The sequence below is a fragment of the Methylobacterium guangdongense genome, assembly GCF_038442355.1.
Lineage (GTDB): Bacteria > Pseudomonadota > Alphaproteobacteria > Rhizobiales > Beijerinckiaceae > Methylobacterium > Methylobacterium guangdongense.
Map to the genome: position 1 here is coordinate 42,096 of NZ_JBBXMX010000018.1, position 24,368 is coordinate 66,463.

Below are 24,368 nucleotides of genomic sequence, written 5' to 3' on the forward strand. Positions count from 1 at the left end.
AGCGACACGCATTTGTTTCGCGGCGTCGTGAAGCCGCCTCAGAAATCCGCGTGCAACCGCGAGGCGAAGAAGTGGGCCGGCCCGCGGTCGCGGTTGTAGCCGGGGTTGTTGATGAACTGGTAGTCGAAGGTCAGGGTCACGAACTTGGTCAGGTTCAGGGCGTAGTAGGTCTCCAGCGCCCGCTCGGTGCCGTAATTGAGCCGCCCGTCGCCGATCAGCAGCCCATAGAAGCCCGCCGCGAAGGCGGCCCGGTGCGAGGGCGAGAGGCCGTTCATCGCCGCGCCGATCCCGATCGTGTCGTCCGGCCGGTCCCAGGCCTTGCCCTTCAGCGACAGGCCGCCCGAAAAGCTCTGGTCGATGTCGGTGAACGAGATGTTCTCGGTCCGCCCGTCGTTCAGGCTGGCCCGGGCGAACAGGCCGAGTTCCGGCGTCAGCGCCTGTTCCAGGTTGATGTAGCCGCCGGTCTTGCGGCGCGGGCGCCGAATCGCGACGGCGGCGTCCGTGGCGTTTTCGAAAAAGCCGAGCTGCGTGAGCGTCACGCTTTCCCGGTTGTTGGCCGAGACGCCGACATTCGAGAACAGGCCGAAGCGCAGCTTGCCCGGCTGGTCCAGCCCCGGCAGGACGTAGCGCTGCTCGAACTCGGCGTTGAGACCAGCGCGGCGGAACACCCGCGGATCGAGCACGTCGCTCGACGGCTCCTTGGGCACCTGGGTGTAGGCGGCCCGGATCGCGAACTCGGGCCGGTTGTACTCGGCGTAGACGCCCTGCGTGAAGCCGGGGAGGTTGGCCGGGAAGTCCCAGGCCGAGGAGCCCCACAGCGACCAGTTGAAGAAGTCGACCCGCGGATCGTGCGCATAGATGTTGCCGTCGAAGAAATCGCCCAGCGCGAACTTGCCGGCGATCAGCGTGATCCGCTCGGCATCGTAGCGGGTGGCGACCTGGTTCGGCCCGTCCGGCACCTCCACGGTCTCGCCGCCGAGGTTGATCGTCTGCTTCACGTAGTAGCGGTTCGAGCGCAGCTTCGGGAACGGGGCGCCGGCCTTCTGCGCTTCTCCGTTGACGAAGCCGGCCACGCCCAGCGTCCGCGACAGACCGAAGCCCTGGCTGAATTCGGGGTTGTAGTAGACTTCCGTGGTGTCGGTGAGCTTGAGCCCGAGGAAGATCGTGGCCGTCGTGGTCTGCCGGGCCTGATGCGGGATCAGGCTCTGCGCCCCCTCGTAGGGCGAGCGGAAGCCTGGGACCCCCTGGGCGATCAGAGTGGTCTGCCCGTGCAGCGAGAAGCGGCCGGTATCGCCGTTGTCGGGATCGTGCGGCGCGGTCTCGTCCGGGTCGGGCGGCACCCTCAGCCCGTCCGGGAACCACATCAGCCGCAGGAACATCTGGTTCGACGTGAAGCTCGCCCGGGTCGAGACCGGGCCGCCCATATCCCCGGGCACGGCGCCCAGGGGAAAGCGCCGGCTGCCGCCGAGATCGATGTAGCGGTAGTCGATCCCGAGGGCGAGATGGTCGCTGACGGCGTATTGCACCCCTGCGCCGAGGGTGAAGCCGAGATAGCCGAGTTCCCGCTGCGCTGTAGCTTGGCCGCCCGTGTCGAGATCCGGATAGGTCGCGAGGACGCGGGCATTGGCGCCGGCGAGGCCGAAGGTGCCGTAGATCAGGTAGCGCTCGAAGCTGTAGCCGAGCCGCGCGCGCAGGGTGCCGTAGAGTTCGGTCTTCGCACGCACGATGTTGAAGACCGGGTCCACATCCGCATAGCCGAAGCCCGCGATGGTCGAGGGAACCGGGCGCTTCAGGTTCGCGACGTCGAGGCTGGCCTCGAAGCCGTAGACCCACGGGCCGGTCTGCCAGGACCAGCCACCGAACAGCCCGCCGACCGCCGTGGTGGCGTTCCGCCCCTGGTCGCTGCGGCCCGTCGAATCGCCGCTCTTGAAGGCCGGCACCGGCCGCCCGCCGATCGTCGTCGGGCCGAACGTGTAGGCCCCGTAGGAACCGCCCGCGCTGCCCTCCAGACCGATATAGCCGCCCGACCAATCGGTGTAGGCGGCCACCTCCGCCGCTGGACGCGGTGTCGCGAGGTCCGCCGCGCCAGCGGGTGCCGTGATCGCAGGCGTCAGCAGGAGAGCCGCGACCTGGGTCAAGGCCGGGATACGGATCCGGGATCGTGCCTGAACCGGGGACGCGGGACGGATTCTCATACGACTCACAGCAACAATATAGCTTTTGCTAAAACCCGCTTCGCCCCAGCGCAAGCCACGGCGCGGCCAGGCTGTGTACGCGGCGTCGCGGGTGCGGCATCGCGACGTCCGATTTTCGATCACCTTCTCGGCTCGCAGCGTGGCAGTTGCATGACGATCCCGAGATTGCCGCGGTGGTCAAGGTCCGGCCGGCCACAGGCAGGCGAAAAGTCTTTGGGGTAACAGATTACAATCGACCGTGGGCGAGACTGAAACTGGGAAATACACCCGCGTCATCTCGGAAGGCTCTCAGATTAGAATTGTTATTATTTGATGCTGGTGCGATCCCTATTTGAACTTCTGTCGGGAGCGTCTATGTGCAGAACCATGCGCGCCTCCACCGCTCCCCTGATTCACCGCGGCTTCGTCGCGGCCGCCGCCCTCGTGATCGCGGGATCCGCCGCGGCCAAGGAAGTGCCGATCGGCCCGCACGTGACGCGCAACGGCCTGGAGGTCGCCGCCGTCTACCTCCAGCCGATCGAGATGGAACCCGCCGGCATGATGCGCGACGCCGCGCAGTCGGACATCCACCTCGAGACGGATATCCGCGCCGCCAAGGACAACCGCAACGGTTTCGCCGAGGGCGACTGGATGCCGGCCCTCGACGTGCGCTTCGAGGCGGTGAAGCTCGACGGCGACAAGCCCACCGACCAGAAGGTCTCGGGGATGCTGATGCCGATGGTGGCCAATGACGGGCCGCATTACGGCGACAACGTCAAGTTGTTCGGCCCCGGCCGCTATCGCCTCAAGGTCACGGTCGCGCCCCCCGGCAAGGACAGCCATTTCGGTCGCCACGTCGACAAGGAGACGGGGGTCGGCCCGTGGTTCGAGCCCTTCGACGTCGTGCAGGACTTCACCTTCGCCGGCGTCGGCAAGAAGGGCGCCTATTGAGAGCTTTGGAGGTGTTCGTGATCCGCCCGCCGCGCCTCGTTGGTTTCGCCGCCCTGCTCCTCGCCGCCTGTGCGGCCGGGCCCGTGCGGGCGGACGATATGCCGGTGATCAAGGTGGAGATGCGTGACGGCGTGATCCTCCCGGCGGTGATCGAGGTGCCGGCCAACACCCGGTTCAAGCTTGAGATCTCGAATACCGGCCAGTCGCCCGTCGAGTTCGAGAGCACGGAACTCAAGCGCGAGAAGGCGCTGGCCGCCGGCTCGACCTCGGCGATCGTGTTCCGCACCCTCGATGCCGGCACCTATCAGGTGTTCGACGACTTCCACCCCGATGCCAAGGCGACCCTGGTCGCCAAATGAGCGCGTCGACGGCAGCGCCCGCTTCCCTCTCTATAGCCTCCGGCCCCGCCTGGCGGAGCTGGATCGATGCGCGCCTCGCCGCGTTCGGCGACGGGATGCGGCGCTACGGCTGGGTGATCCGGTCGGTGCAGTGGCTGATCATCGCGGTCTACGCGGTGCTGGTGATCGTGCCTGCCCTGCTGCCGCTGCCCGGAAACGCCGCCCATATCTGGACCAACCTCACGCTCGCCGCGCAGTTCGCCTTCTGGGGGATCTGGTGGCCGTTCGTGCTGCTCAGCATGGTGCTGGTCGGCCGGGCATGGTGTGGCATCCTCTGCCCCGAGGGGGCGTTGAGCGAGTTCGCCAGCCGCTGGAGCCGCGGCTACGCGGTGCCGCGCTGGATCACGTGGCAAGGCTGGCCGTTCCTGGCCTTCGCGGGCACCACGGTCTACGGCCAGATGACCAGCGTGTACGGTTACCCGAAGCCCGTCCTGGCCGTGCTCGGCGGCTCGACCCTCGCGGCGATCGTGGTGGGGCTGCTCTACGGGCGCAACAAGCGGGTCTGGTGCCGCTACCTCTGCCCGGTCAACGGCGTCTTCGCGGTGCTGTCGAAACTTGCGCCGATCAGCTTCCAGGTCGACCGCGCCGCCTGGGCGGCCTCGCCGAAGCCGGCCCGGGGCAGCAAGGCGTTCAACTGCGCGCCGCTCGTGCCCGTCAAGACGATGCGCGGCGCCGGCGCCTGCCACATGTGCGGGCGATGCAGCGGCCATCGCGGGGCGGTGCGCCTCGCCCTGCGCTCGCCCAACCACGAGATCGTGCACGTGGCCGGCACCGAGCCGGATCTCGACCAGACCGTGCTGATCCTCTTCGGCATGCTGGCCCTGGCGGTAGGCGCGTTCCAGTGGTCGGCGAGCCCCTGGTACGTCGAGGCCAAGCAATGGGCCGCGACCTGGCTCATCGACCATGGGATCACGTGGCCGCTTGAGATGTCGGCGCCCTGGTTCGTGCTGACGAATTACCCCGCCCGCAACGACGTCATGACCCTGCTCGATGGCGGGCTGCTCCTGGCCTATATCGGCGCGGCCACCGTGATCCTCGGGCTTGCCCTGTCGGGCATCGTGGCGCTGGCGACCCTGTCCCTCGGGGGCTGGTCGCTCCGGCGCTTCCACCACCTGACGCAGACGCTGATCCCGGTGGCGGGCTGCGGCGTCTTCCTAGGCCTCTCGGCGCTGACCGTCACGTTCCTGCGCGGCGACGGCATCGTGATTCCTTACGTGGCCGAGATGCGCGCTGGGCTGCTCGCCGGGGCCAGCCTGTGGAGCGTCTGGCTCGCGTGGCGGGTCGCCGGCCTCGACGTCGGCGGGGTCCGGCGGGCTGCGGCGGCGACCTGCATTGCCGGTGCCGCCGCCCTCTCGGTGGTCAACTGGGTGCTCATGTTCTGGATCTGGTAGCGCGGTCCGCGCGGCCTCTCGCAACACCTCGCAATCTCTGGAGACCGCCATGATCGGCGCCTTCGTCATCGCCTTCCGCGAAGTCATCGAGGCGGGCCTCATCATCTCGATCGTGCTGGCGGCGACCCGCGGCATCCCGGGCCGGATGCGCTGGGTGATCCTGGGCATCGCGGGCGGGTTTGCGGGCGCCGGTCTGGTCGCCCTGTTCGCGGAAAAGATCTCCGACGCGTTCGAGGGCAGCGGGCAGGACATCCTGAACGCCGCGGTGCTGATCGTCGCGGTGCTGCTGCTGGTCTGGCACAACACCTGGATGAGCAAGCACGGCAAGGAATTGGCGGGCGAGTTGCGCGCGGCCGGCGCGGCGGTGCGCTCGGGCGAGCGCGAGGCCGCCGCCCTGTCGATCGTAATCGGTGCCGCGATCCTGCGCGAGGGCGCCGAGCTGGTGCTGTTCCTCTACGGCCTCGTGGCCTCGGGCACTTCGGGGGCCGATATCCAGTTCGGCGCGGTGGCCGGCATCGGGGCGGGGGCGTTGCTCTCGGCGGTGACGTATTTCGGGCTGGCCTCGATCCCGAGCCGCTACGTGTTCTCGGTGACGAGCGTGCTGATCATCTTCCTGGCCGCGGGCCTCGCCGCGCAGGCGGCCCAGTTCCTGGCCAATGCCGGCGTGGTCGACGTCCTCGGCCACACCCTCTGGAACAGCTCGGGCGTGATCGCCGAGACTTCCTGGCCGGGCCGGATCCTGCACGCGCTCGTCGGCTACACCGACAGGCCGACCGCCCTGCAGGGGCTAGTCTATCTGGCCACCATCGTCGTCATGGTCGGGCTGATGCAGTGGAGCGCCGTCGACAAGCGCCGGGCCGTGCGGCCGGCCTGAGGCGCCGGGCTTCACGAGGAATTTCAAAGGACTTCAGCCCTTTGGTGGGGTGCCGGGGCGGAGCCCCGGCGGATGCGGCCTTGGCCGCCAGCAGGGCTCTGCCCTCCACTCGCAAAAGGTCCTGGACCTTTTGAATCCGGGACTTCGGTGGGAGCGTGAGACCTAGGCCTGCGCGGCCCACTTGGCGGGGTCGGCCGGCTTCTGCTTGTAGATCGCGCCGGCGAAATCGACGTGCAGTTCCGTGGCGACGTCATCGCCCCGGTGCGCCAGAAGCTCAAAATGCTTGGGCTTCCGGCGTGGCATGTCGGTTACCGTCCAGCCGCTGGCGGCGGCCGCCGCGAGGGCCTGAGCGGGATCGGCCGGAACGTCCGGCCGCGCCGGGTGGTGGGGCTTCTTGTGCTGGATCAGCACCGGCTCCCGGCCCTCGGCGGCGATCCGCGTGACCTTGATCTCCGAAGGGCGGCGCTCGCCCTCCAGGCTGACGCGCAGGCCGGATGCGAGCGGGAACGCCTCCGCACCCTTGGGGCCGAGATCGGCCAGATGGGTTGTCCCGTCCGCCTTGAGGGTGAAGCGGTGCGCGAAGACGTGCTGAATGGTGCCCGACAGGGCCTCGGTGTCGTGATGCGGCATGATCTTCTCCGTAGAGCGCCCAGCCGAGGCGCTTTCGATATATCGGATTGGACCATGTCGCGTTCAAGGCGGTCTGATCGTCGCCCGCCAAACGCCGGCGCGCGGGAACGGTTAAGCCCCGGTCGCCACCGCCCGGTTCGGATCGGCGCCCCATTCCGACCACGAGCCGTCGTAGAGGCCGCGCGCCGGCCGGCCCATCGTCTCCAGGGCCAGCGCGATGATCGCCGCGGTCACGCCGGAGCCGCAGGTCGTCACGATCGGCCGGTCCGGATCGACGCCGTTCTCCGCGAAGACGGTGGCGAGCTCCTCCGGGCTCTTCATCCGGCCGTCGCGTTGCAGCGCCGCGTAGTGCAGGTTGCAGGCACCCGGCATGTGGCCGGGGCGGACGCCGGGGCGCGGCTCCGGCTCCTCGCCGCGGAACCGCGTGCCTGAGCGCGCATCCACCACCTGGGCCGAGCCGCTCGCCAGGGCGCGGGCGACGTCATCCGCATCCGCCACCGCGCCGTGATCGAGCCGGGCGGTGAAGTGCCGGCGCTCGCGGGGCTGAGGCTCACCCTCCTCGGTGGGATGGCCGGCTGCGATCCAGGCCGGCAATCCGCCATCCAGCACGAGGGCATCGCGCACCCCGAAGGCCTTGAGCATCCACCAGACCCGCGGTGCCGAGAACAGGCCCATCCCGTCGTAGACCACGATCTGCTGGCCGTCGCCGACGCCGAGGGCCCGCATCCGCGCGGCGAACACCTCGGGGCGCGGCAGCATGTGCGGCAGGCTCGACTCGGTGTCGCTCATGGCGTCGAGGTCGAAGCGTCGGGCGCCGGGGATGTGAGCAGCGCGGAACTCGGCCTCGGGATCACGGCCGGCGGCCGGCAGATACCAGGAGGCATCGAGGATTACGAGGTCGGGGGCGGTGAGGCGGTCGTGCAGCCAATCGGGCGAGACGAGGGGCGCGTGGGCCATGGGCGGGTCCGGCACTGGAGCGCTCTCAGCCGAGGTGGACACCGGCTCGGCGCAGGAGAGCGCGTCAAGGGAGTGACGGAGGGCCGTACCCGATCGCGTTGGGATCGGGCACGGCCCTCGTCGCGGGAGCCCGCACCAAACCACAGGTCGTTCCGGCTTGCACGCCGAGGCGGGGATCGCGTGTAAGAGATCACGCCGTTTCGTCAGCTTGGCGAATGCCAATCGAACCGGCGTTACGGCAGCTAGCTACGCATCCTGCACCGTGCTCCGATGCAGCGTGTGCAGGCTGGTCTTGTTTTAAATTGCTGTAACCCCAGTTACGACAACAAGATGACGCCGATCGCGTCGGTCAACGCGGCCGGCCACGGGCGAGCCGACCCCGTGGGTCGCTGCCGGATCGGTGTTCCACCCTCGTGTCTGCCGGGGCCCTCGGGTCCCACCGAGCAGGAAGATTATTGAGCCGATCGACACCATGAATCAACTCGTTCGCATGTCCCAGATCGGCGATGCCGAGACCGTCAAGGAGCCGTCGGCCGATCTGCGCGTGCCCTTCGCGCAGTCCGGGGCCTTCGTGTGCAAGTACATCATCGGCGAGCCGAACGACCGGGCGATCTGTTGCGGCGCGCCCGCCGCCGACGGCAAGAGCTGGTGCGCCTATCACCGCCGGATCGTGTTCGAGCCGACCCGTCCCGGCCGCATCCGCTGAACGGGGTGTCATCCCCGATCGTCACTGGGTCCGCATGATCTGGATGACGGCCGGGGTGATGATGACGACGAACAGCACCGGCAGGAAGAACAGGATCATCGGCACGGTCAGCTTGGGCGGCAGACCGGCCGCCTTCTTCTCGGCCTCGGTCATGCGGTGGTCGCGGCTCTCCTGAGCGAGCACCCGAAGGGCCTGCCCGACCGGCGTGCCGTAACGCTCGGCCTGGATCAGGGCGGTCGCTACCGCCTTCACGGGGTCGAGCCCCGTGCGCAGCACCAGATTCTCGTAAGCCTGACGCCGATCCGGCAGGAACGACATCTCGGCGGTCATCAGCGCGAGTTCCTCGGCCAGCACCACCGACGAGGTGGCGATCTCGGTGCTCACCCGCCGGAAGGCGTGCTCGATCGCCATACCGGACTCGACGCAGATCAGGGTCAGGTCGAGGGCGTCCGGCCACGCCTTGCGGATCTCGGTCTGCCGCTTCTTGGCGGCGTTGACCAGGAACAGCTCCGGCGCCTTGATGCCGGCATAGGCGGCGCCGATCACGAGCCCGAGCCGCACGAGGTACGAAGCGTCGACCGCCTCCAGCACGAACAGGTAGAACAGCGCGCCGATCACCGAGGCGACCGGCACGACGAGGCGGAAGAATAGGAAGGCGGTCTCCGCGCCCTGGCCGCGATAGCCCGCCTGCATCAGCTTGCGCTTGGCCGTGTCGGTGGCGAGCCAGCGCTGCAGCTGATACCGCTCGACGATCGACTTCATGTAGGCCTTGGGCTCGACGCGCAGCGTGCCCCGGGTCGTGGGCTGGGCTCCCTTCGCGCGCTCGCGCCGCCGGATCTGCTCGCGCTCGTCGCCCACGAGCTTCATCCGCTTCTCGAGCTTGTCGGTCTCGAAGAACGGCTGCGCCACCGCGAAGGCGGTCGCGGCCGCCGCGATGGCGGTCAGCGCCGTCCCCATGAACCGGGGGTCGAACAGCTTCGCGGCGATGTCGTCGATCATGGGACCGGATCCGGGACGGGCGGGCGGCTGGCCTGACGGCCCGCCGTCAGAATTCGAAGGCGATCATCTTCTTGATGGTGAAGACCCCGATCGACATCCAGATCGCCGCGACCACCAGGGCGATCTTGCCGATATCGGTCGTCCAGAGCAGCGAGATGTAGTCGGGGCTCGTCAGGGTGGTGATGCCCGCGACCCCGAAGGGCAGGCAGGCGATGATCGAGGCCGAGGCCTTGGCCTCCATGCTCATCGCCTGGATCTTGCCGCGCATCTTGGCCCGGTCGCGCAGCACCGTGGAGAGGTTGTTCAGCGCCTCCGACAGGTTGCCGCCCGATTGCTGCTGGATGTTGATCACGATCACGAAGAAGTTGACCTCGGGCGTCGGCACCCGCTCGAACAGGCGGGTCACCGCGTCGCCCAGCGACAGGCCGAGCGCCTGGGTCTCCACCACGGTCCGGAACTCGCTGCGGACCGGCTCCTCGGCCTCGCGGGAGACCATGCGGAAGCAGTCGCCGACCGGGATGCCGGTGCGGATGCCGCGCACCACCACGTCGACGGCGTTGGGCAATTCCTTGTTGAACTTGGCGATCCGCTTGAGCCGCAGGCGGCGCAGCAGCCAGGCCGGCAGGCCGAAGCCCCCCGCGAAGGCGGCGCCGAGACCCGCGATCGGGCTTTCGGTGACCACGAAGATCAGCAGCCCCAGGACGACGGCACTGACGGCCGACATCATGTAGAACGTCTTCTTCGTCCAATCGAGGCCGGCGCGGGCGAGCTTCAGCTCCACCGAGGCCTTGGAGGCACCCTTGGCCTTCGCCTCGATCTCGCTCAGCGTCTTGGCGACCTGCTCGCGGCGGTTGACCGCCACGCCCCGCAGGGCCGCTCCGGTCGGGTTGACGCCGATCGCCTTCAGCCGCTTGTTGGCCCGGCGATCGCCGTCGAGCAGGGGCAGGACCGCCACGTAGGCGATGGCCGCCACCGCGATGCCGATGAGGCCCGCGACGATCGGCAGGTTCGAGGCGCCGAGGGCGGCGAGATTGGGCATGCCTCAGCTCCGATCGACGACCTCGGCGGCGTCGAGCGCCTCGCCGAGCCGGCGCTCCAGGCCGTAATAGCGGGCGCGCTCCCAGAATTTCGGTCGGCCGATCCCGGTCGAGCGGTGGCGCCCGACCAGCCGGCCGTTCGCGTCCTCCCCGACGATGTCGTAGAGGAAGACGTCCTGCGTGGTGATGACGTCGCCCTCCATGCCGAGCACCTCGGTGATGTGGGTGATCCGCCGGGAGCCGTCGCGCAGGCGCATCGCCTGGATCACCACGTCGATCGAGCCGCAGATCATCTCGCGCAGGGTTTTCGAGGGCAGGGTGAAGCCACCCATCGAGATCATCGACTCGATACGCGACAGGCACTCGCGCGGGCTGTTGGCGTGGAGCGTGCCCATCGAGCCGTCGTGGCCCGTGTTCATCGCCTGCAGCAGGTCGAAGGCCTCGGGTCCGCGCACCTCGCCGACGATGATCCGCTCGGGCCGCATGCGCAGGCAGTTCTTGACGAGGTCGCGCATCGTGACCTGGCCCTGGCCCTCCATGTTGGGGGGACGCGTCTCCAGGCGGACGACGTGCGGCTGCTGGAGCTGGAGCTCCGCCGCGTCCTCGCAGGTGATGACCCGCTCGTCGTGCTCGATGAAGGCGGTGAGGCAGTTGAGCAGCGTGGTCTTGCCCGAGCCCGTGCCGCCCGAGATGACCACGTTGCAGCGCGACTGGCCGATGATCTTCAGCACCTCCGCGCCCTCGGGCGAGATCGCCCCGAAGCGCACGAGCTGCTCCAGGGTGAGCTTGTCCTTCTTGAACTTACGGATGGTGAGCGCCGGGCCGTCGATGGCGAGCGGCGGCGCGATGACGTTGACGCGGGACCCGTCCGGCAGGCGCGCGTCGCAGATCGGCGAGGCGTCGTCGACGCGCCGGCCGACCTGGCTGACGATCCGCTGGCAGATGTTCATCAGCTGCTGGTTGTCGCGGAACCGGACGCTGGTCAGCTGGATCTTGCCGTTGACCTCGATGAAGGTCCGGTTGGCGCCGTTGACCATGATGTCGGCGATGTCGTCGCGGGCGAGCAGCGGCTCCAGCGGGCCGTAGCCCAGCACGTCGTTGCAGATGTCGTCGAGCAGCTCCTCCTGCTCGGCGATCGACAGGACGATGTTCTTGAGCCCGATGATCTCCGTGACGATGTCGCGGATCTCCTCGCGGGCGGTCTCGGAATCGAGCCGCGAGAGCTGCGTCAGGTCGATCGCCTCGATCAGGGCGCCGAAGATCAGGCTCTTGGTGCGGTAGTAATCCTCCGATCGCGCGGCCTCGACCACCACCGGGGTGGCCGGTTCCGACCGTCGCGGGGGTGGCGCGGTATCGCGCGGGGCCGCGGCCGGCGGCGGCGCAGCCTGCGTCTTCTGGAGCGGCGCGGGGGCGGGCGCTGCGCCGGCGATCTGGCGTCTACCGAACATGGGCCGGTTCCGGGGCGCGGTCGGGCCGCATCACGAGGCCTTCCCGCCGACGAGCTTGATGCCGCCGAGCTTCGTGCCGGCGAAGCGCGCCAGCAGCGGCTCCAGCAGGCTCGTGCGCCCGCTGCGCCGGGTCTCCGGGCGTCCGAGGGTCAGGGCGGCGAGGTCGTTGAACAGCTCCGCCACCTTCGACCCGGCCTGGATCTCGGCGATCATCTGACCGTTGTTGGCGGCCGTGCCGAACAGGGCCGGCTCGAACGGGATGGTCAGCGCGACCGGGGCCTCCAGGGTCTTGGCGAATTCCGGCGTGCCGATCTCGGGGCGCTTCGGCACCCCGACGCCATTGAGCAGGATCCGTGGCGGGGCATCGTTCGGGCGCCCGTGCTTGAGCGCGCCGAGGATGTTCTTGGCGTTGCGCAGGCTGGCGAGGTCGGGGCCCGCGACGATCAGGATCTCGTCGGCCGCCGTGAGGACGCGCTTCGACCACGCGTTCCACTGGTGCGGCACGTCGAGCACCACGCAGGGCACGCTCGCCCGCAGGTACTCGATCAGGGCGTCGAAGGCCGGCTCGGACAGGTCGATCGTGCGGTCGAGGCTCGCCGGCGCCGAGAGCAGGCTCAGCGTGTCGCTGCACTTCGACAGCAGCCGCTCGACCAGCGCCGAATCCAGGCGCTCGGGGGCGAACACCGCCTCGGCGATGCCCTGGGGCGGGTCCTGGTTGAAGTTGAGCGAGGCGGTCCCGAAGGCGATGTCGAGATCGGCGATCACCGTCTGCATGCCCTGGTTGCGGGCGACCGACCAGGCGAAATTGTGCGCCACCGTGGAGGCGCCGATCCCGCCCTTCACCCCGTAGACCGCCACCGTGCGGCCGACCGGCTTGACGCCCGGGGCGGTGAACAGGTCGGAGATCGCCGCGATCAGGGTCAGCGGATCGACCGGCGCCATCAGGTAGTCGGACACCCCGCGCTGGATCAGCTGCCGGTAGAGGACCACGTCGTTGAGGTGGCCGATCACGAGGACGCGGGTGCCCTCGTCACAGACCTCGGCCAGGGCATCGAGGCATTCGAGCGGCTTCGAGCGCGGCCCCTGGGTCTCGATGACGATGACGTTCGGCGTCGGCGCGTGCCGGTAAGCCTCGATGGCGGCGGCGCCGCCACCCATGCGGACCTTGACCTGCGCCTTCTGCATGCGCCGGTCGAGGGCCGCCCCCTCGATCATCGCGGCGGTCTCGCTGGTCTCGCAGAACGCCTGGATGGTGATCCGGGGCACCGGGGCGATCGTGCGCTCGGCTGTCTCGGACAGGTCTGCCATGACGGCACTTTCAGGTTCGCGTTCGGGGTGCGGCGTCGGGTTAAATGAGGTGGCCGTGTCGGCCAGCCTATCGGCCGACCTGAGATTTCACGTCGGTCTGCCCATCTTGCCGCCATGTGGTTGATGGATCCTTGCCTTCGCGCAACTGGCCAATGTCCCGGACCCGCTTGACCGTATCGATCCGGCCCTCGGGCCGGCCGCGCACGAGATCGACGGGGTCGGCGACCTGGGCGGCCACGGCGGTCTGCGTGGCGCAGCCGAGGTTCCACATCGGGCGATTGCTGTAGTCGAACGCGAAGTTGCTGGTCCCCGTCTCCTGGGGCCAGAGCCCGCACGCGTCGGAAACCTTGGCCTGCATGCGCTGGAAGCTCAGGCGGACCGGCGCGGCGAGGCTCGGGGCCGTCACGGCGTAGGGGGTGACGGCGATCTCGCGGGGGCTCACCCGGTCCTGCGCGGCCAGGCGGGTCAGGGCGGCCGCGGTGCGCTCGGCGGACGCGGCCTGGGCCGGCGGTCCGCCGCGGGGGACCTCCATCAGCAGGGTTCCACGCCCGTACCGGCGGAATTCCAGCATGAAGGCGTCGACATCGGCGGTCTGGCGGGGATCGAGATGACCGACGCCCGTGGGGAACACGTCGAGGCTGCGGGTGCCGTCGGTCAGGACGATCGGGTGCCGGACCCGGTAGTCCGCGACCTCGATCGCCCCGGTGGTGGCGACCGGCTGGCTGTTGCAGCCGGCCGCGAGGGCGCCGAGCGCGCAGGCGGCGAACAGGGGGGCAAGGCGGTGCGGCTGGGTAGCCGGCCGGAGGGGCGGGTGGCGTCCGATCATCGATCCGATCCTGGAAGGCGCTACTCGACGATGAAGCCGACGCGGCCGCGACTGGTGTGCCCGAGCGGGGCCGCGCCGGTGGGGGCGACCTTGCCGTACAGGCGGTTGATCTGGCCGAGCAGCACGGCCTGGCCGTCGGTGGAGTCGACGAAGTTGTCGTCGGGCCGGCTGACCTGCTTCGGCTCCATCGCCCGGGCGATGTACGGGGTGACCATGATCATCAGCTCGGTCTCCATGCGCTGGTAGTCCCGGGAGCGGAACAGGGCGCCGAGGATCGGCAGGTTGATCAGGCCGGGCAGGCCGGAGATCGCCTGCTTGTTCACCTGCTGGATCAGGCCGGCAGTCATCATCACGCCGCCGGAGGGCAATTCGACCGTGGTCTCCGAGCGGCGGACCCGCGTGCCCGGGATGGCGGTGGTGACGCCGTCGTTGGTGTAGTTGAAGCTGGTCGTGGGATCGATCTCGGTCACGTCGGTGGCGACGCGGATCGAGATGCGGTTGTCGGCCAGCACCACCGGCGTGAAGCTCAGGGCGACGCCGTAGGGCTTGAACGTGATGCCGGGGGCCGAGCAGATGCCGCCGACGCAGCTCGACGCCGCCGAGGGAACCGGGAACTCGCCGCCGGCCAGGAACTTGGCGGCCTCGCCGGAGATCGCCGTCAGCGTCGGCTCCGCGAGGACGCGCGAGACCCCGGCCTGCTCGAAGGCCTTGAGCGTCGCCTGGAGCGAGAAGCCCCCGGCCCGCACCGAGGCCTGGATCTGGTTGCCGGTCGGCGTCGTCCCACCGGTGATCGGGAAGGGCAGCTGATTGTTCAGCGACGGGATATTGGTGGCGTTGCCGAGCGGGTTCAGCGCCGACCAGTTGCCGTTCAGGTTGATGCCGAACTGCTTCAGGACGTTGCGCGACACCTCGACCACGGTGACGCGCAGCATCACCTGATCCTTGTTGCGGATCGTCAGATTGTTGATCACCGCACCGCGGGCGCCGGCCGCGACGCCGCCGCTCGCACCCCCCGCGGCCCCCGCGGCACCGGAGCTGCCAAGCCCCACGAAGGCGTTGGCGATGTCGATCGCCTGCTGGGCATCCGCCGAGGAATTGACCGAGCCCGACAGCAGCACCGAGGCCCCGGAGGAGCGCACGTCGAACCGCCCGCCCGGGATGCTCTGGTTGAGCAGCTCGCGCAGCGTCCCGAGATTGAGGTCGCGGGCGACGGTCACGTCGAGGGCGGCGATCTGGCGGCCCTCGGCATCCATGATGAAGATCGAGGTCGCGCCGTCGGCCATGCCGATCACGAAGACCTTCCGGGTCGAGCGGACCACGGCGTTGGCCACCGCGGGATTGGCGACGAACACCTCCTTGGCGTCCCGCGGCAGGTCCACGATCACGGACCGGCCGGCGGTCAGCTCGACGCGGCGGGTCGAGGCGGATTCGGCGGCGCCGACCGTCAGGACCGGCGCCGGGCCGTGGATCGGGCGCTCCTGCGCGGCGGCGGGCGCCGCCAGGGCGGCCAGCAGCGCGAGGACCCGGGTCGGGCGGGCGAGGGGCAGCGGAGCGATCATGGCGGTCACGGCGTCTGCTGCCGCGCGACTCCGAAGCGCACCACGGTCAGTGCGGGATCGGTCTGCGACTGGAGCGAGTCGGAGGGATTGATTTCGGTGGGCTGGCCGGCATCGGCCAGGCTGCGCAGCGACAGCGACAGCGCGCCGTCCTTGCCGGCGAGCGTCAGGGTCTCGGCCTGGGCGGGGGTGACCGCCAGCGTCGCGGTCTCGCCGGTGACGACGTTGGTGCCGTTCTTTTCCTGGATCAGCTGGCCGATCGCCAGGACGCGGATGTCGGTCAGGATCGTCTGCGAGATCTGGACGTCGCGGTTCTCGCCGTTCGTTCGGCTGATCTTGTGGAAGGTGCGGATCACATCGACGTGGTCGTTGGGCAGGATGAAGCCGCCGGCCGAGTTGGTGCCGCGGCTGTCGGTCGTGATCGCGACCGCGCGCTGGCCGGATGGCAGGATCGCCGCCATGAAGCCGCTCTCCGGGCGCACGAGCTTCTGCGCGCGGATCGGCTCGCCCGCCAGGAAGCCCGAGCGGGCCGAGGCACCCGCGGTCTCCTCCAGGCCCTTCGGGTTGGCCTTGCGGGTCACGAAACCGGAATTGACGGCATTGTCCGGCCAGGGCTGCCAGCGCAGGTCCGCGGGGCGCAGCACCTGGCCCATGGGCATGTCGGTGGCGGCCACCAGCACGTCGGTCATCGGCACCGGCGGGGCCTCGACCTTCATCGGCGTCGGCGGTGGGGCCGGATCGCCGCCGCTCATCAGGAAGGCCGCTCCGCTGCCCGCCGCGAGGGCGATGCCGAGGACGGCGAGACGGGCTGGTTTCATCGCATGGCCACGCGCCGGAGACGGCCGAATTGCCGTTCATGACCGGAATCTGCGCGGGGAATCGTGTAATTATGGTTAAGGTTTAATAACCCCGCCGCCCTGACGGTCCGGAAACGGACATTGGCCGAGCCCCGTCGCGGCCGCGCATCACAACCGGCGCGATCCTTCAGCAAACGGTGCAGCTTGGCCGTGGTGTCCCACGGCTGCGTGATCTATTTTGCATCCGGAACCGCCTCAGAAGCGGGCGCCCGGGTGAATCGGGGGGAGACATGATCAAGACATTCGGCAGTGCGGTGCTGGCGGCGGCGCTTGCGGGGACAACACTGGCGGGGATGGCCGGCGGGGCCGCCGCGCAGGGCGGCACGGACGCATTTTCCGGCAACGCGGTGCGCATCGGCGTCCTCAACGACCAGTCCGGCCTCTACGCCGAGTATGGCGGCCAGGGCTCGGTCGAGGCCGCCCGCATGGCGGTGGAGGATATGGGCGGCAAGATCGGCAGCGTGCCGATCGAGATCCTCACGGCCGACCACCAGAACAAGCCCGACATCGCCTCGGCGATCGCCCGGCAATGGTACGACCGGGACGGCGTCGACGCGATCATGGAGCTGACCACCTCCTCGGTGGCGCTGGCGGTCCAGGGCCTGTCCAAGGAGAAGAAGAAGATCACCATCACCACGGGGGCGGCGAGCAGCGACCTCACCGGCAAGGCCTGCACGCCCTACGGCTACCACTGGGCCTTCGACACGCGGGCGCTGGCGGTGGGCACGGGCGGCGCGCTGACCCGGGCGGGCGGCAACACGTGGTTCTTCCTCACGGCCGATTACGCGTTCGGCTCGGCGCTGGAGGCCGACACCAGCAAGGTGGTGATCGCCAACGGCGGCAAGGTGGTGGGCAGCGTCCGGCACCCGCTCTCGAACCAGGATTTCTCCTCGTTCCTGCTCCAGGCCCAGGGCTCGAAGGCCAAGGTGATCGGGCTCGCCAATGCCGGGCTCGACACTTCGAACGCGATCAAGCAGGCGGCCGAATACGGCATCGTCGAGGGCGGCCAGAAGCTCGCGGCTTTGCTGTTCACCCTGTCGGAGGTTCACGGACTCGGCCTGAAGGTGGCCCAGGGCCTGACGCTCACCGAGGGCTGGTACTGGGACGCCAACGACGAGACCCGCGCCTTCGGCCAGCGCTACATGAAGCGCACCGGCCGGATGCCCAACATGATCCAGGCCGGCACCTACTCGGCGGTCCTGTCCTACCTGAAGGCCGTGAAGGCGGCCGGCACCGACGAGACCGACGCGGTCAACGCCAAGCTCAAGGCGCTGCCGGTGGACGACGTCTTCGCCCATGGCGGCGTCGTGCAGCCCGACGGGCTCATGGTGCACGACATGTACCTGTTCGAAGTCAAGAAGCCGGCCGAGTCGAAGGGCGAGTGGGATCTCTACAAGCTGATCTCGACCATCCCCGGCAAGGAAGCCTTCGCCTCGCCGACCGAGAGCGGTTGTCCGCTGACGGCGGCGAAGTAGGGCCGGGCCGACAAAATCGATCCAACCCTCCACCTCATCCTGAGGCGCCGGAGCGCAGCGCAGGCCTCGAAGGAGCCCTCCAGAAGTCTCGCGATCCCTGGAGCCCTCCTTCGACGCCCGCTGACGCGGTCACCTCAGGATGAGGATGAGGGTTGGATACCCTCCGATTGAGGTCCCTGCTGAACCGGGTGGACCATTCAATCGTCCGCATTCAGGTCGGCCATCAGGGCATCGACATCGACGAAGCGCTCGCCCTTCTCCGCCTCGAGTTCCGCGAGGGCCGCGCGCGTCGTCGCGTTCGGTGCAAGGTCCTTCGTGGCGGCATCGATGTACGCACGGACCACCGTATCGGCCGCCATGGCTTCCAGCCCCTGTTGTAGCTCAGACGTAACGACAACAGGGGTCGATTGCCGGTTTGCCCGATCCTGCTCGCTCGCTCACGCCGCCCAGACGCGCCGATACAGCGCCACGATCTCCTCGGCGCTGGGCTCGACCGGGTTGTTGGCCGGCGACCCGGAGGCCAGCGCCTGGGCCGCCATGGTGGGGAGCAGCGCCTCCCAGCGGGCCGAGTCGATCCCGTATTCCTTGGGACCGGGGACGTCGAGGTCGTCGTTGAGCGCTTCCAGTTCCGCCACCAGGGCGGCGGCGGCGGACCTATCGTCGGCCTCCGGCTTGGCGACCCCGATGGCCCGCGCGCAGGCCGCGTAGCGGTCGATGGCGGCCGGCGCCGAGAACGACGTGACCGCCGGCAGCAGCATCGCGTTCGACAGCCCGTGCGCCACGTGGAAATGCGCGCCGATCGGCCGGCTCATCCCGTGGACCAGCGCCACGGAGGAATTCGAGAAGGCGATGCCGGCCTGGGTCGCGCCGAGCATCATCGCCTCGCGGGCCGCCCGGTCGCCGGGATCGGTCCAGACCCGGCGCAGGTTCGGGGCGATCAGCTTCATCGCCTGGAGCGCCAGCCCGTCCGAGAACAGGTTCGACTTGCGCGACACGTAGGCCTCGATCGCATGGGTCAGCGCATCGATGCCGGTATCGGCGGTGAGCCGCTTGGGCTTGGTCAGCGTCAGCTCGTAATCGACCAGAGCCGCCACCGGCAGGTAGGCGAGGCCGATGCAGAGCATCTTCTCGTCGGAGGTCTCGTCGGTCACGATGGTGAAGCGCGTCGCCTCCGAGCCGGTGCCGGCGGTGGTGGGGATCGCTACGATCGGCAGGCCGGGCTCGTCCTGCTGGCGGGGCGCCTTGTAGTCGCGCATGTGGCCGCCGTGGCGGGCGAGCACGGCAACCGCCTTGGCGGTGTCCATCGGGCTGCCGCCGCCGAAGCCGACCACGCAGTCGAAGTCGCCGGCCTTGAGCGCGGCGAGCGCCGCCTCCACGGAGGCCACGGTCGGGTCGGGCACCGTGTCGGCGAACACGGTGGCCTGCGTGCCGGCGCCCGAGAGCCGTTCGGTGAGCCGCTCCACCTGGCCGCTGCCGGCGAGGTAGGGGTCGGTCACCACGAAGGGGCGCGACAGGCCGAGCTGGGCGAGCACCTCCGGCAGGAGCCGCGAGGCGCCGGCGCCGACGCGCATCAGCCGGGGCAGGGCGATCGAGGCGACCATGATGTGTCCTCCGACCCGGCGCCTGTTCCGATCGGCCGGGTTCGCGCGATCTTAAGGCGCCGCCGGATCCGGCGAAACCGCCGGTGCTGACATCGCCGGCCCGGCGAACAGCCCGGCCGCCGCCTCGACCTCGGCGGCGATGAAGGTCGCGACCGCACGGATATGGGCCGCCTTCCGGTGGTCCTCGTGGATGTGCATGTGGAACGCGCGCGTCAGCGAGACCTGCTCGGGCAGCACCGGCACCAGCCCGGGATGGGCCGCCGCGATGAAGGCCGGCAGGACGCACAGGCCGGCCCCGGCGCGCGTCGCGTGGACCTGGGCCAGGAGATTGGTCGAGCGCAGCCGGGCGCTGAGCGGCGGCCCAAGGGCGCCCAGGTAGTTCAGCTCGCGCGTGAACAGCATGTCCTCGATGTAGCCGACGAAGGGGTGCGCCGAGAGATCCGCGACCTCGGTGATCGGCGCCGCAGCGGCGCGGTAGGACTCGGCCGCGTAGACGAACAGCCGGTAATCGGTGAGCCGGCGCGCCACCACCCGGGCCTGCTGCGGCCCGGACAGGCTGATGACGATGTCGGCCTCGCGCTTGGACAGGCTGAAGATCCGGGCGGTCGCCATGATCTCGACCTCCAGCCCCGGATGCCGTGCGGTCAGCCGATGCATGCGCGGGGCGAGGAAGACGCTGCCGAACCCGTCCGGCGCGCCGATCCGCACCGTGCCGGAGACCGTCTGGGCCGCCCCCGTCGCGGCGCTCGCCGAGAGGAACGCGCTCTCCATCGCCTCGGCGACGCCGAGCAGGCTCGCGCCATCCTCGGAGAGCGCGTAGCCCACGTTGCTGCGATGGAACAGGCGGGCGCCGAGGCCATCCTCCAGGGCGCGGATCCGCCGGCCGACCGTCGTGTGCTCGGTGCCGAGCCGCGCGGCGGCGGCGCTGAGCGTGCCGGTGCGCGCGACCGCGAGGAAGTAGCGCAGATCGTCCCAGTTCGGCCCGATCCTGGCCATGGCCGCACTCCCGCTGTGCATCGATGCACAGCGGCTGTAAGCGCATCCGGCTTTATCGCTCAAGCGATCCTGTTAGGGTGCGCCAAAATCATACGCCACATCACAGGGAGGCGCGCATGCGCACGATCGGGCATTACATCGGCGGCCGGAACGTCGGCGGCGAGAGCGGTCGGTTCGCCGACGTGTTCCATCCCTCGACCGGCGAGGTCCAGGCCAAGGTCGCGCTGGCCAGCAAGGCCGAGATGCGCGCCGCCGTCGAGAACGCCAAGGCGGCTCAGCCGGCCTGGGCGGCCACGAACCCGCAGAAGCGCGCCCGGGTGATGATGCGCTTCCTCGAACTCATCCGTGGCGAGAACGATGCGCTGGCCGAGCTGCTGGCCTCCGAGCACGGCAAGACGGTGCCGGACGCCAAGGGCGACATCCAGCGCGGCGTCGAGGTCGTGGAGTTCGCCTGCGGCATCCCGCACCTGCTCAAGGGCGAGTACACCGAGGGCGCCGGCCCCGGCATCGACGTCTATTCGCTGCGCCAGCCGCTGGGCGTGGTAGCCGGCATCACGCCGTTCAACTTCCCGGCGATGATCCCGCTGTGGAAATGCGCCCCGGCCATTGCGTGCGGCAACGCCTTCATCCTGAAGCCGTCCGAGCGCGACCCGAGCGTGCCGATCCGCATCGCCGAGATCTTCCTGGAGGCGGGCCTGCCGCCGGGAATCCTCAACGTCGTCAACGGCGACAAGGAGTCGGTCGACGCGATCCTCGACGACGAGGACATCAAGGCGGTGGGCTTCGTCGGCTCCTCGCACATCGCCGAGTACATCTACGTGCGCGCCGCCGAGACGGGGAAGCGCGCCCAGTGCTTCGGCGGCGCCAAGAACCACATGATCATCATGCCCGACGCCGATATGGGCCAGGCGGTCGATGCGCTGATCGGCGCCGGCTACGGCTCGGCCGGCGAGCGCTGCATGGCGATCTCGGTGGCGGTGCCGGTGGGCGAGAAGACCGCCGACCGGCTGATGGAGAAGCTGATCCCGCGGGTGGAGTCGCTCAAGATCGGCCCGTCGCATGACGGCTCGGCCGATTACGGCCCGCTGGTCACCGCCGAGGCGGTAGAACGCGTAAAAAGCTACATCGACAAGGGCGTCGCCGAGGGCGCGCAGCTCGCCGTCGACGGCCGCGGCTTCAAGCTCCAGGGCTACGAGAACGGCTTCTACATGGGCGGCTCGCTGTTCGACCGCGTGACCCCCGACATGACGATCTACAAGGAGGAGATCTTCGGCCCCGTGCTCTCGGTGGTGCGCGCCAAGGATTACGAGGAGGCGCTGGCGCTGCCCTCGACCCACCAGTACGGCAACGGCGTCGCGATCTTCACCCAGGACGGCGACGCGGCCCGCGACTTCACCGCCCGGGTCAACGTCGGCATGGTCGGCGTGAACGTGCCGATCCCGGTTCCGATCGCCTACCACACGTTCGGCGGCTGGAAGCGCTCGGGCTTCGGCGACCTGAACCAGCACGGACCGGATTCGATCCGCTTCTACACGAAGACCAAGACCGTGACGCAGCGCTGGCCGAGCGGCATCAAGAGCGGGGCGGAGTTCTCCATCCCGACGATGCGGTAAGCCAAAACCCTCCCCCCTCTGCGGGGGAGGGTGCCCTGCGGATGCAGGGCGGGAGAGGGGAGCGACGGTGCAGAACCAGGCATTGAGCTTCATGCCGGTTGCGCCCTGTCCGGACGCGTCGCTCCCCTCTCCCGACCCCCTTCGGGGGCCACCCTCCCCCGCAGAGGGGGGAGGGACACCGCCCGTCTGACCTTTGGAGCCACGCCCATGCGTTTCGGGCTCGATGAGGACCGCACCGCGATCCGCGAGATGGCTCTCGGCTTCGCGGCCGAGCACATCGCCCCCCACGCCCTCGACTGGGACCGCGACAAGACGTTTCCCGTGGGGACCCTGCGGGAAGCGGCCGCTTTGGGCATGGCCGGCATCTATGTCCGCGAGGATGTCGGCGGCTCCGGCCTGTCGCGCCTCGACGCGACCCTGATCTTCGAGGCGCTGAGCACCGGCTGCCCGACCGTGGCGGCGTTCCTGTCGATCCACAACATGTGCGCCTGGATGATCGACGCCTACGGCGACGAAGCCCAGCGCCAGCGCTGGCTGCCCTCGCTCATGGGGATGGAGCGCATCGCCAGCTACTGCCTCACCGAGCCGGGATCGGGCTCCGACGCGGCGGCGCTCCGCACCCGCGCCGAGCGCGACGGCGACCATTACGTTCTCACCGGCGAGAAGCAGTTCATCTCGGGCGCCGGCGCCAGCGACCTCTACGTCTGCATGGTCCGCACCGGCGAGGCCGGCCCGTCGGGCATCTCGGCGATCGTGGTCGAGAAGGGCACGCCCGGCCTGTCCTTCGGGGCCGACGAGCGCAAGATGGGCTGGAACGCCCAGCCGACCCGCGCGGTGCGCTTCGATGGCTGCCGGGTGCCGGTGGAGAACCGCCTCGGCGCCGAGGGCCAGGGTTTCAAGATCGCCATGAGCGGGCTCGACGGTGGGCGGCTCAACATCGCGGCCTGCTCGCTCGGCGGCGCGCAGGCGGCCCTCGACAAGGCGCTCGCCTATATGGGCGACCGGCGCGCCTTCGGGGCGAAGCTCACCGACTTCCAGGCGCTGCAGTTCCGCCTCGCCGACATGGCGACCAGCCTGGAGGTGTCGCGCACCTTCCTGCGCCACGCAGCCGCCGCGCTGGACGCCAAGGATCCGGCGGCCACGCAGCTCTGCGCCATGGCCAAGCGCCATGTCACCGATGCCGCCTTCGAGATCGCCAATCAGGCGCTGCAGCTGCACGGCGGCTACGGCTACCTCGCCGAGTACGGCGTCGAGAAGATCGTGCGGGACCTGCGTGTCCACCAGATCCTGGAAGGGACGAACGAGATCATGCGGGTGATCATCGCCCGCGGGCTGACCGGGGGCCGCCGATGAGCGATGTGATCGTCGAGCGCGTCGGCGCCCTCGGGCGCCTGCGGCTCGACCGGCCGAAGGCGCTGAACGCCCTGACCCACGGGATGGTCGGCGCAATCGACCGGGCGCTCGATCAGTTCTCGGCCGATCCCGGCATCGCCGCGGTGCTGCTCACCGGCGAGGGCGAGCGCGGCCTCTGCGCCGGCGGTGATCTGCGCACCCTGTACGACAGCACCGACCTCGTCGAAGCCGAACGGTTTTGGCGGGACGAGTACCGGCTGGATGCGCGCATCGCCCAGTACGAGAAGCCGTTCGTCGCGGTGATGGACGGCATCACCATGGGCGGCGGCGTCGGGCTCGCAGGCCATGCCGCCCACCGGATCGTCACCGAGCGTTCCCGCGTCGCCATGCCGGAGACCGGCATCGGCTACTTTCCGGATGTCGGCGGCACGTGGCTGCTGCCCCGCGCCCCGGGCGAGGTCGGCACCTATCTCGGCCTCACCGGCGAGCCGATGGGCGCCGCCGACGCGATTTTCTGCACCTTCGCCGATGCGCTTGTGCCCACCGTGGCGCTCCCCGACCTGATCGACGCCCTCGCGGCGCTCCCGCCGGATGCCGGGGATGCGGGCGTGCGGGACCTGATCGCGCGCCTCGCGCAGGATCCCGGACCGGCGCCGCTGGCCGCGCATCGGGAGGTGATCGACCGCTGCTTCACCTTCGACATGGTGGACGAGATCCTGTCGGCGCTGGCCGCCGACGGCTCGGATTTCGCGGCGGCGACGCGGAAAACCCTGCTGACCAAGGCGCCGACGAGCCTCGTCCTGACGCTCTACCTGCTGCGCCTCGGCCGCGCCTCCCCGAACCTGGAAGCCTGCCTGGAGCGCGAGTTCCACGCGTCGCTGGCCGTCCTGGCGGAGGGCGATCTGCGCGAGGGCATCCGCGCCGCGGTGATCGACAAGGACAAGAACCCGCGCTGGAACCCCGCACGCCTCGATGACGTCGATCCCGCGCGGATCGCCCGCTGGCTGGAGAAGCGGGCGGAGCCGGTATTCTCGGACGCGCGCACGGGGGCGGTGTGAGGTGAGGCTGCTCGCCCTGGCCCCGCTCTAAGGCAGCGCCCTTAGTCCTTGTCGGAGCGTAGGTCCCCTCTCCCGTGCGGGAGAGGGACAGGGTGAGGGACCAAGTTTTTCCGGAGAGGGCGTATCCCTCACCCCAACCCTCTCCCGCACGGGAGAGGGG

At 69.6% G+C, this 24,368-nt stretch carries 22 protein-coding genes; 9 read left to right on the forward strand and 13 right to left on the reverse strand.

Annotated elements, in window-relative coordinates:
- Window positions 1-38 precede the first annotated feature (38 nt).
- Window positions 39-2,195 carry a carbohydrate porin gene (locus AAHG09_RS25135; RefSeq protein ID WP_342110228.1) on the reverse strand — a complete coding sequence of 719 codons (2,157 nt, stop codon included), beginning with the start codon at window positions 2,193-2,195 and terminating at the stop codon, window positions 39-41.
- A gap of 366 nt (window positions 2,196-2,561) precedes the next feature.
- Here AAHG09_RS25135 and AAHG09_RS25140 point away from each other — a divergent pair, with 366 nt between their 5' ends.
- The 4 genes from AAHG09_RS25140 to AAHG09_RS25155 are packed head-to-tail and all read left to right on the forward strand — an operon-like array spanning window position 2,562 to window position 5,788.
- Window positions 2,562-3,125 (forward strand): iron transporter, encoded by a 564-nt coding sequence (locus tag AAHG09_RS25140; protein WP_342110229.1) that lies wholly within the window; start codon window positions 2,562-2,564, stop codon window positions 3,123-3,125.
- Between the two features lie 17 nt (window positions 3,126-3,142).
- Window positions 3,143-3,484: a cupredoxin domain-containing protein gene (locus AAHG09_RS25145; protein WP_342110230.1), complete on the forward strand. Its 342-nt coding sequence runs from the start codon at window positions 3,143-3,145 to the stop codon at window positions 3,482-3,484.
- Entirely contained in the window at window positions 3,481-4,914 is a 1,434-nt protein-coding gene (locus AAHG09_RS25150; protein WP_342110231.1) for a 4Fe-4S binding protein, read from the forward strand. The genes AAHG09_RS25145 and AAHG09_RS25150 overlap by 4 nt, the downstream gene beginning before the upstream one ends.
- Window positions 4,915-4,963: 49 nt before the next feature.
- Complete coding sequence (locus AAHG09_RS25155; protein ID WP_342110232.1) at window positions 4,964-5,788, forward strand: FTR1 family iron permease; 825 nt, start codon at window positions 4,964-4,966, stop codon at window positions 5,786-5,788.
- A gap of 162 nt (window positions 5,789-5,950) precedes the next feature.
- Here AAHG09_RS25155 and AAHG09_RS25160 read toward each other — a convergent pair whose 3' ends face one another.
- Window positions 5,951-6,418 carry a hypothetical protein gene (locus AAHG09_RS25160; RefSeq protein ID WP_342110233.1) on the reverse strand — a complete coding sequence of 156 codons (468 nt, stop codon included), beginning with the start codon at window positions 6,416-6,418 and terminating at the stop codon, window positions 5,951-5,953.
- 111 nt (window positions 6,419-6,529) lie between these two features.
- Window positions 6,530-7,375, reverse strand: coding sequence for a 3-mercaptopyruvate sulfurtransferase (gene sseA, locus AAHG09_RS25165; protein WP_342110234.1), 846 nt, complete (start codon window positions 7,373-7,375; stop codon window positions 6,530-6,532).
- Between the two features lie 472 nt (window positions 7,376-7,847).
- Here sseA and AAHG09_RS25170 point away from each other — a divergent pair, with 472 nt between their 5' ends.
- Complete coding sequence (locus AAHG09_RS25170; RefSeq protein ID WP_342110235.1) at window positions 7,848-8,081, forward strand: GcrA family cell cycle regulator; 234 nt, start codon at window positions 7,848-7,850, stop codon at window positions 8,079-8,081.
- A gap of 21 nt (window positions 8,082-8,102) precedes the next feature.
- Here the strand turns inward: AAHG09_RS25170 and AAHG09_RS25175 are convergent, their stop codons facing one another.
- The 7 genes from AAHG09_RS25175 to cpaB form a co-directional block, all read right to left on the reverse strand.
- Complete coding sequence (locus AAHG09_RS25175; protein WP_342110236.1) at window positions 8,103-9,080, reverse strand: type II secretion system F family protein; 978 nt, start codon at window positions 9,078-9,080, stop codon at window positions 8,103-8,105.
- 46 nt (window positions 9,081-9,126) lie between these two features.
- Window positions 9,127-10,119 carry a type II secretion system F family protein gene (locus AAHG09_RS25180; RefSeq protein ID WP_342110237.1) on the reverse strand — a complete coding sequence of 331 codons (993 nt, stop codon included), beginning with the start codon at window positions 10,117-10,119 and terminating at the stop codon, window positions 9,127-9,129.
- Window positions 10,120-10,122: 3 nt separating this feature from the next.
- Complete coding sequence (locus tag AAHG09_RS25185) at window positions 10,123-11,565, reverse strand: CpaF family protein (protein ID WP_342110238.1); 1,443 nt, start codon at window positions 11,563-11,565, stop codon at window positions 10,123-10,125.
- A 30-nt stretch (window positions 11,566-11,595) separates the two neighbouring features.
- Window positions 11,596-12,873 carry an AAA family ATPase gene (locus AAHG09_RS25190; RefSeq protein ID WP_342110239.1) on the reverse strand — a complete coding sequence of 426 codons (1,278 nt, stop codon included), beginning with the start codon at window positions 12,871-12,873 and terminating at the stop codon, window positions 11,596-11,598.
- A 67-nt stretch (window positions 12,874-12,940) separates the two neighbouring features.
- Window positions 12,941-13,699 (reverse strand): CpaD family pilus assembly protein, encoded by a 759-nt coding sequence (locus AAHG09_RS25195; protein ID WP_342110240.1) that lies wholly within the window; start codon window positions 13,697-13,699, stop codon window positions 12,941-12,943.
- Window positions 13,700-13,719: 20 nt separating this feature from the next.
- Window positions 13,720-15,258, reverse strand: a complete 1,539-nt coding sequence (locus AAHG09_RS25200; RefSeq protein WP_342110283.1) for a type II and III secretion system protein family protein — start codon at window positions 15,256-15,258, stop codon at window positions 13,720-13,722.
- Between the two features lie 5 nt (window positions 15,259-15,263).
- Window positions 15,264-16,073, reverse strand: a complete 810-nt coding sequence (gene cpaB / locus AAHG09_RS25205) for a Flp pilus assembly protein CpaB (protein ID WP_342110241.1) — start codon at window positions 16,071-16,073, stop codon at window positions 15,264-15,266.
- Between the two features lie 269 nt (window positions 16,074-16,342).
- Between cpaB and AAHG09_RS25210 the strand changes: the two genes are divergently transcribed.
- Window positions 16,343-17,587 carry an ABC transporter substrate-binding protein gene (locus AAHG09_RS25210; protein ID WP_412760088.1) on the forward strand — a complete coding sequence of 415 codons (1,245 nt, stop codon included), beginning with the start codon at window positions 16,343-16,345 and terminating at the stop codon, window positions 17,585-17,587.
- 197 nt (window positions 17,588-17,784) lie between these two features.
- On the opposite strand, the gene AAHG09_RS25215 is transcribed toward AAHG09_RS25210, so the two are convergent.
- The 3 genes from AAHG09_RS25215 to AAHG09_RS25225 form a co-directional block, all read right to left on the reverse strand.
- Window positions 17,785-17,946 carry a hypothetical protein gene (locus AAHG09_RS25215; protein ID WP_342110242.1) on the reverse strand — a complete coding sequence of 54 codons (162 nt, stop codon included), beginning with the start codon at window positions 17,944-17,946 and terminating at the stop codon, window positions 17,785-17,787.
- Window positions 17,947-18,024: 78 nt separating this feature from the next.
- Window positions 18,025-19,188, reverse strand: a complete 1,164-nt coding sequence (locus AAHG09_RS25220) for an iron-containing alcohol dehydrogenase (protein WP_342110243.1) — start codon at window positions 19,186-19,188, stop codon at window positions 18,025-18,027.
- A gap of 51 nt (window positions 19,189-19,239) precedes the next feature.
- On the reverse strand, window positions 19,240-20,184 hold the full coding sequence (locus AAHG09_RS25225; RefSeq protein WP_342110244.1) for a LysR family transcriptional regulator: 945 nt from the start codon (window positions 20,182-20,184) through the stop codon (window positions 19,240-19,242).
- A 116-nt stretch (window positions 20,185-20,300) separates the two neighbouring features.
- Here AAHG09_RS25225 and AAHG09_RS25230 point away from each other — a divergent pair, with 116 nt between their 5' ends.
- From AAHG09_RS25230 to AAHG09_RS25240, 3 genes are all read left to right on the forward strand, one after another.
- Window positions 20,301-21,797 (forward strand): CoA-acylating methylmalonate-semialdehyde dehydrogenase, encoded by a 1,497-nt coding sequence (locus AAHG09_RS25230; protein WP_342110245.1) that lies wholly within the window; start codon window positions 20,301-20,303, stop codon window positions 21,795-21,797.
- Between the two features lie 207 nt (window positions 21,798-22,004).
- Complete coding sequence (locus AAHG09_RS25235; protein ID WP_342110246.1) at window positions 22,005-23,150, forward strand: isobutyryl-CoA dehydrogenase; 1,146 nt, start codon at window positions 22,005-22,007, stop codon at window positions 23,148-23,150.
- The gene (locus AAHG09_RS25240) at window positions 23,147-24,208 is read left to right on the forward strand and encodes an enoyl-CoA hydratase/isomerase family protein (RefSeq protein WP_342110247.1); all 1,062 of its coding nucleotides are present in this window, start codon (window positions 23,147-23,149) and stop codon (window positions 24,206-24,208) included. Before AAHG09_RS25235 ends, AAHG09_RS25240 begins: the two co-directional genes overlap by 4 nt.
- Window positions 24,209-24,368 lie beyond the last annotated feature (160 nt).

Excerpts from the sequence above, each read along its gene's own strand:
- AAHG09_RS25225 (WP_342110244.1), bottom strand. The coding sequence starts at position 20,184 with ATGGCCAGGATCGGGCCGAACTGGGACGATCTGCGCTACTTCCTCGCG.
- AAHG09_RS25140 (WP_342110229.1), top strand. The coding sequence starts at position 2,562 with ATGCGCGCCTCCACCGCTCCCCTGATTCACCGCGGCTTCGTCGCGGCC.
- AAHG09_RS25230 (WP_342110245.1), top strand. The coding sequence starts at position 20,301 with ATGCGCACGATCGGGCATTACATCGGCGGCCGGAACGTCGGCGGCGAG.
- AAHG09_RS25135 (WP_342110228.1), bottom strand. The coding sequence starts at position 2,195 with ATGAGAATCCGTCCCGCGTCCCCGGTTCAGGCACGATCCCGGATCCGT.
- AAHG09_RS25220 (WP_342110243.1), bottom strand. The coding sequence starts at position 19,188 with ATGGTCGCCTCGATCGCCCTGCCCCGGCTGATGCGCGTCGGCGCCGGC.
- AAHG09_RS25235 (WP_342110246.1), top strand. The coding sequence starts at position 22,005 with ATGCGTTTCGGGCTCGATGAGGACCGCACCGCGATCCGCGAGATGGCT.
- AAHG09_RS25210 (WP_412760088.1), top strand. The coding sequence starts at position 16,343 with ATGATCAAGACATTCGGCAGTGCGGTGCTGGCGGCGGCGCTTGCGGGG.
- AAHG09_RS25190 (WP_342110239.1), bottom strand. The coding sequence starts at position 12,873 with ATGGCAGACCTGTCCGAGACAGCCGAGCGCACGATCGCCCCGGTGCCC.
- AAHG09_RS25180 (WP_342110237.1), bottom strand. The coding sequence starts at position 10,119 with ATGCCCAATCTCGCCGCCCTCGGCGCCTCGAACCTGCCGATCGTCGCG.
- AAHG09_RS25150 (WP_342110231.1), top strand. The coding sequence starts at position 3,481 with ATGAGCGCGTCGACGGCAGCGCCCGCTTCCCTCTCTATAGCCTCCGGC.
- AAHG09_RS25195 (WP_342110240.1), bottom strand. The coding sequence starts at position 13,699 with ATGATCGGACGCCACCCGCCCCTCCGGCCGGCTACCCAGCCGCACCGC.
- AAHG09_RS25155 (WP_342110232.1), top strand. The coding sequence starts at position 4,964 with ATGATCGGCGCCTTCGTCATCGCCTTCCGCGAAGTCATCGAGGCGGGC.
- cpaB (WP_342110241.1), bottom strand. The coding sequence starts at position 16,073 with ATGAAACCAGCCCGTCTCGCCGTCCTCGGCATCGCCCTCGCGGCGGGC.
- AAHG09_RS25175 (WP_342110236.1), bottom strand. The coding sequence starts at position 9,080 with ATGATCGACGACATCGCCGCGAAGCTGTTCGACCCCCGGTTCATGGGG.
- sseA (WP_342110234.1), bottom strand. The coding sequence starts at position 7,375 with ATGGCCCACGCGCCCCTCGTCTCGCCCGATTGGCTGCACGACCGCCTC.
- AAHG09_RS25240 (WP_342110247.1), top strand. The coding sequence starts at position 23,147 with ATGAGCGATGTGATCGTCGAGCGCGTCGGCGCCCTCGGGCGCCTGCGG.
- AAHG09_RS25170 (WP_342110235.1), top strand. The coding sequence starts at position 7,848 with ATGAATCAACTCGTTCGCATGTCCCAGATCGGCGATGCCGAGACCGTC.
- AAHG09_RS25185 (WP_342110238.1), bottom strand. The coding sequence starts at position 11,565 with ATGTTCGGTAGACGCCAGATCGCCGGCGCAGCGCCCGCCCCCGCGCCG.
- AAHG09_RS25200 (WP_342110283.1), bottom strand. The coding sequence starts at position 15,258 with ATGATCGCTCCGCTGCCCCTCGCCCGCCCGACCCGGGTCCTCGCGCTG.
- AAHG09_RS25160 (WP_342110233.1), bottom strand. The coding sequence starts at position 6,418 with ATGCCGCATCACGACACCGAGGCCCTGTCGGGCACCATTCAGCACGTC.
- AAHG09_RS25215 (WP_342110242.1), bottom strand. The coding sequence starts at position 17,946 with ATGGCGGCCGATACGGTGGTCCGTGCGTACATCGATGCCGCCACGAAG.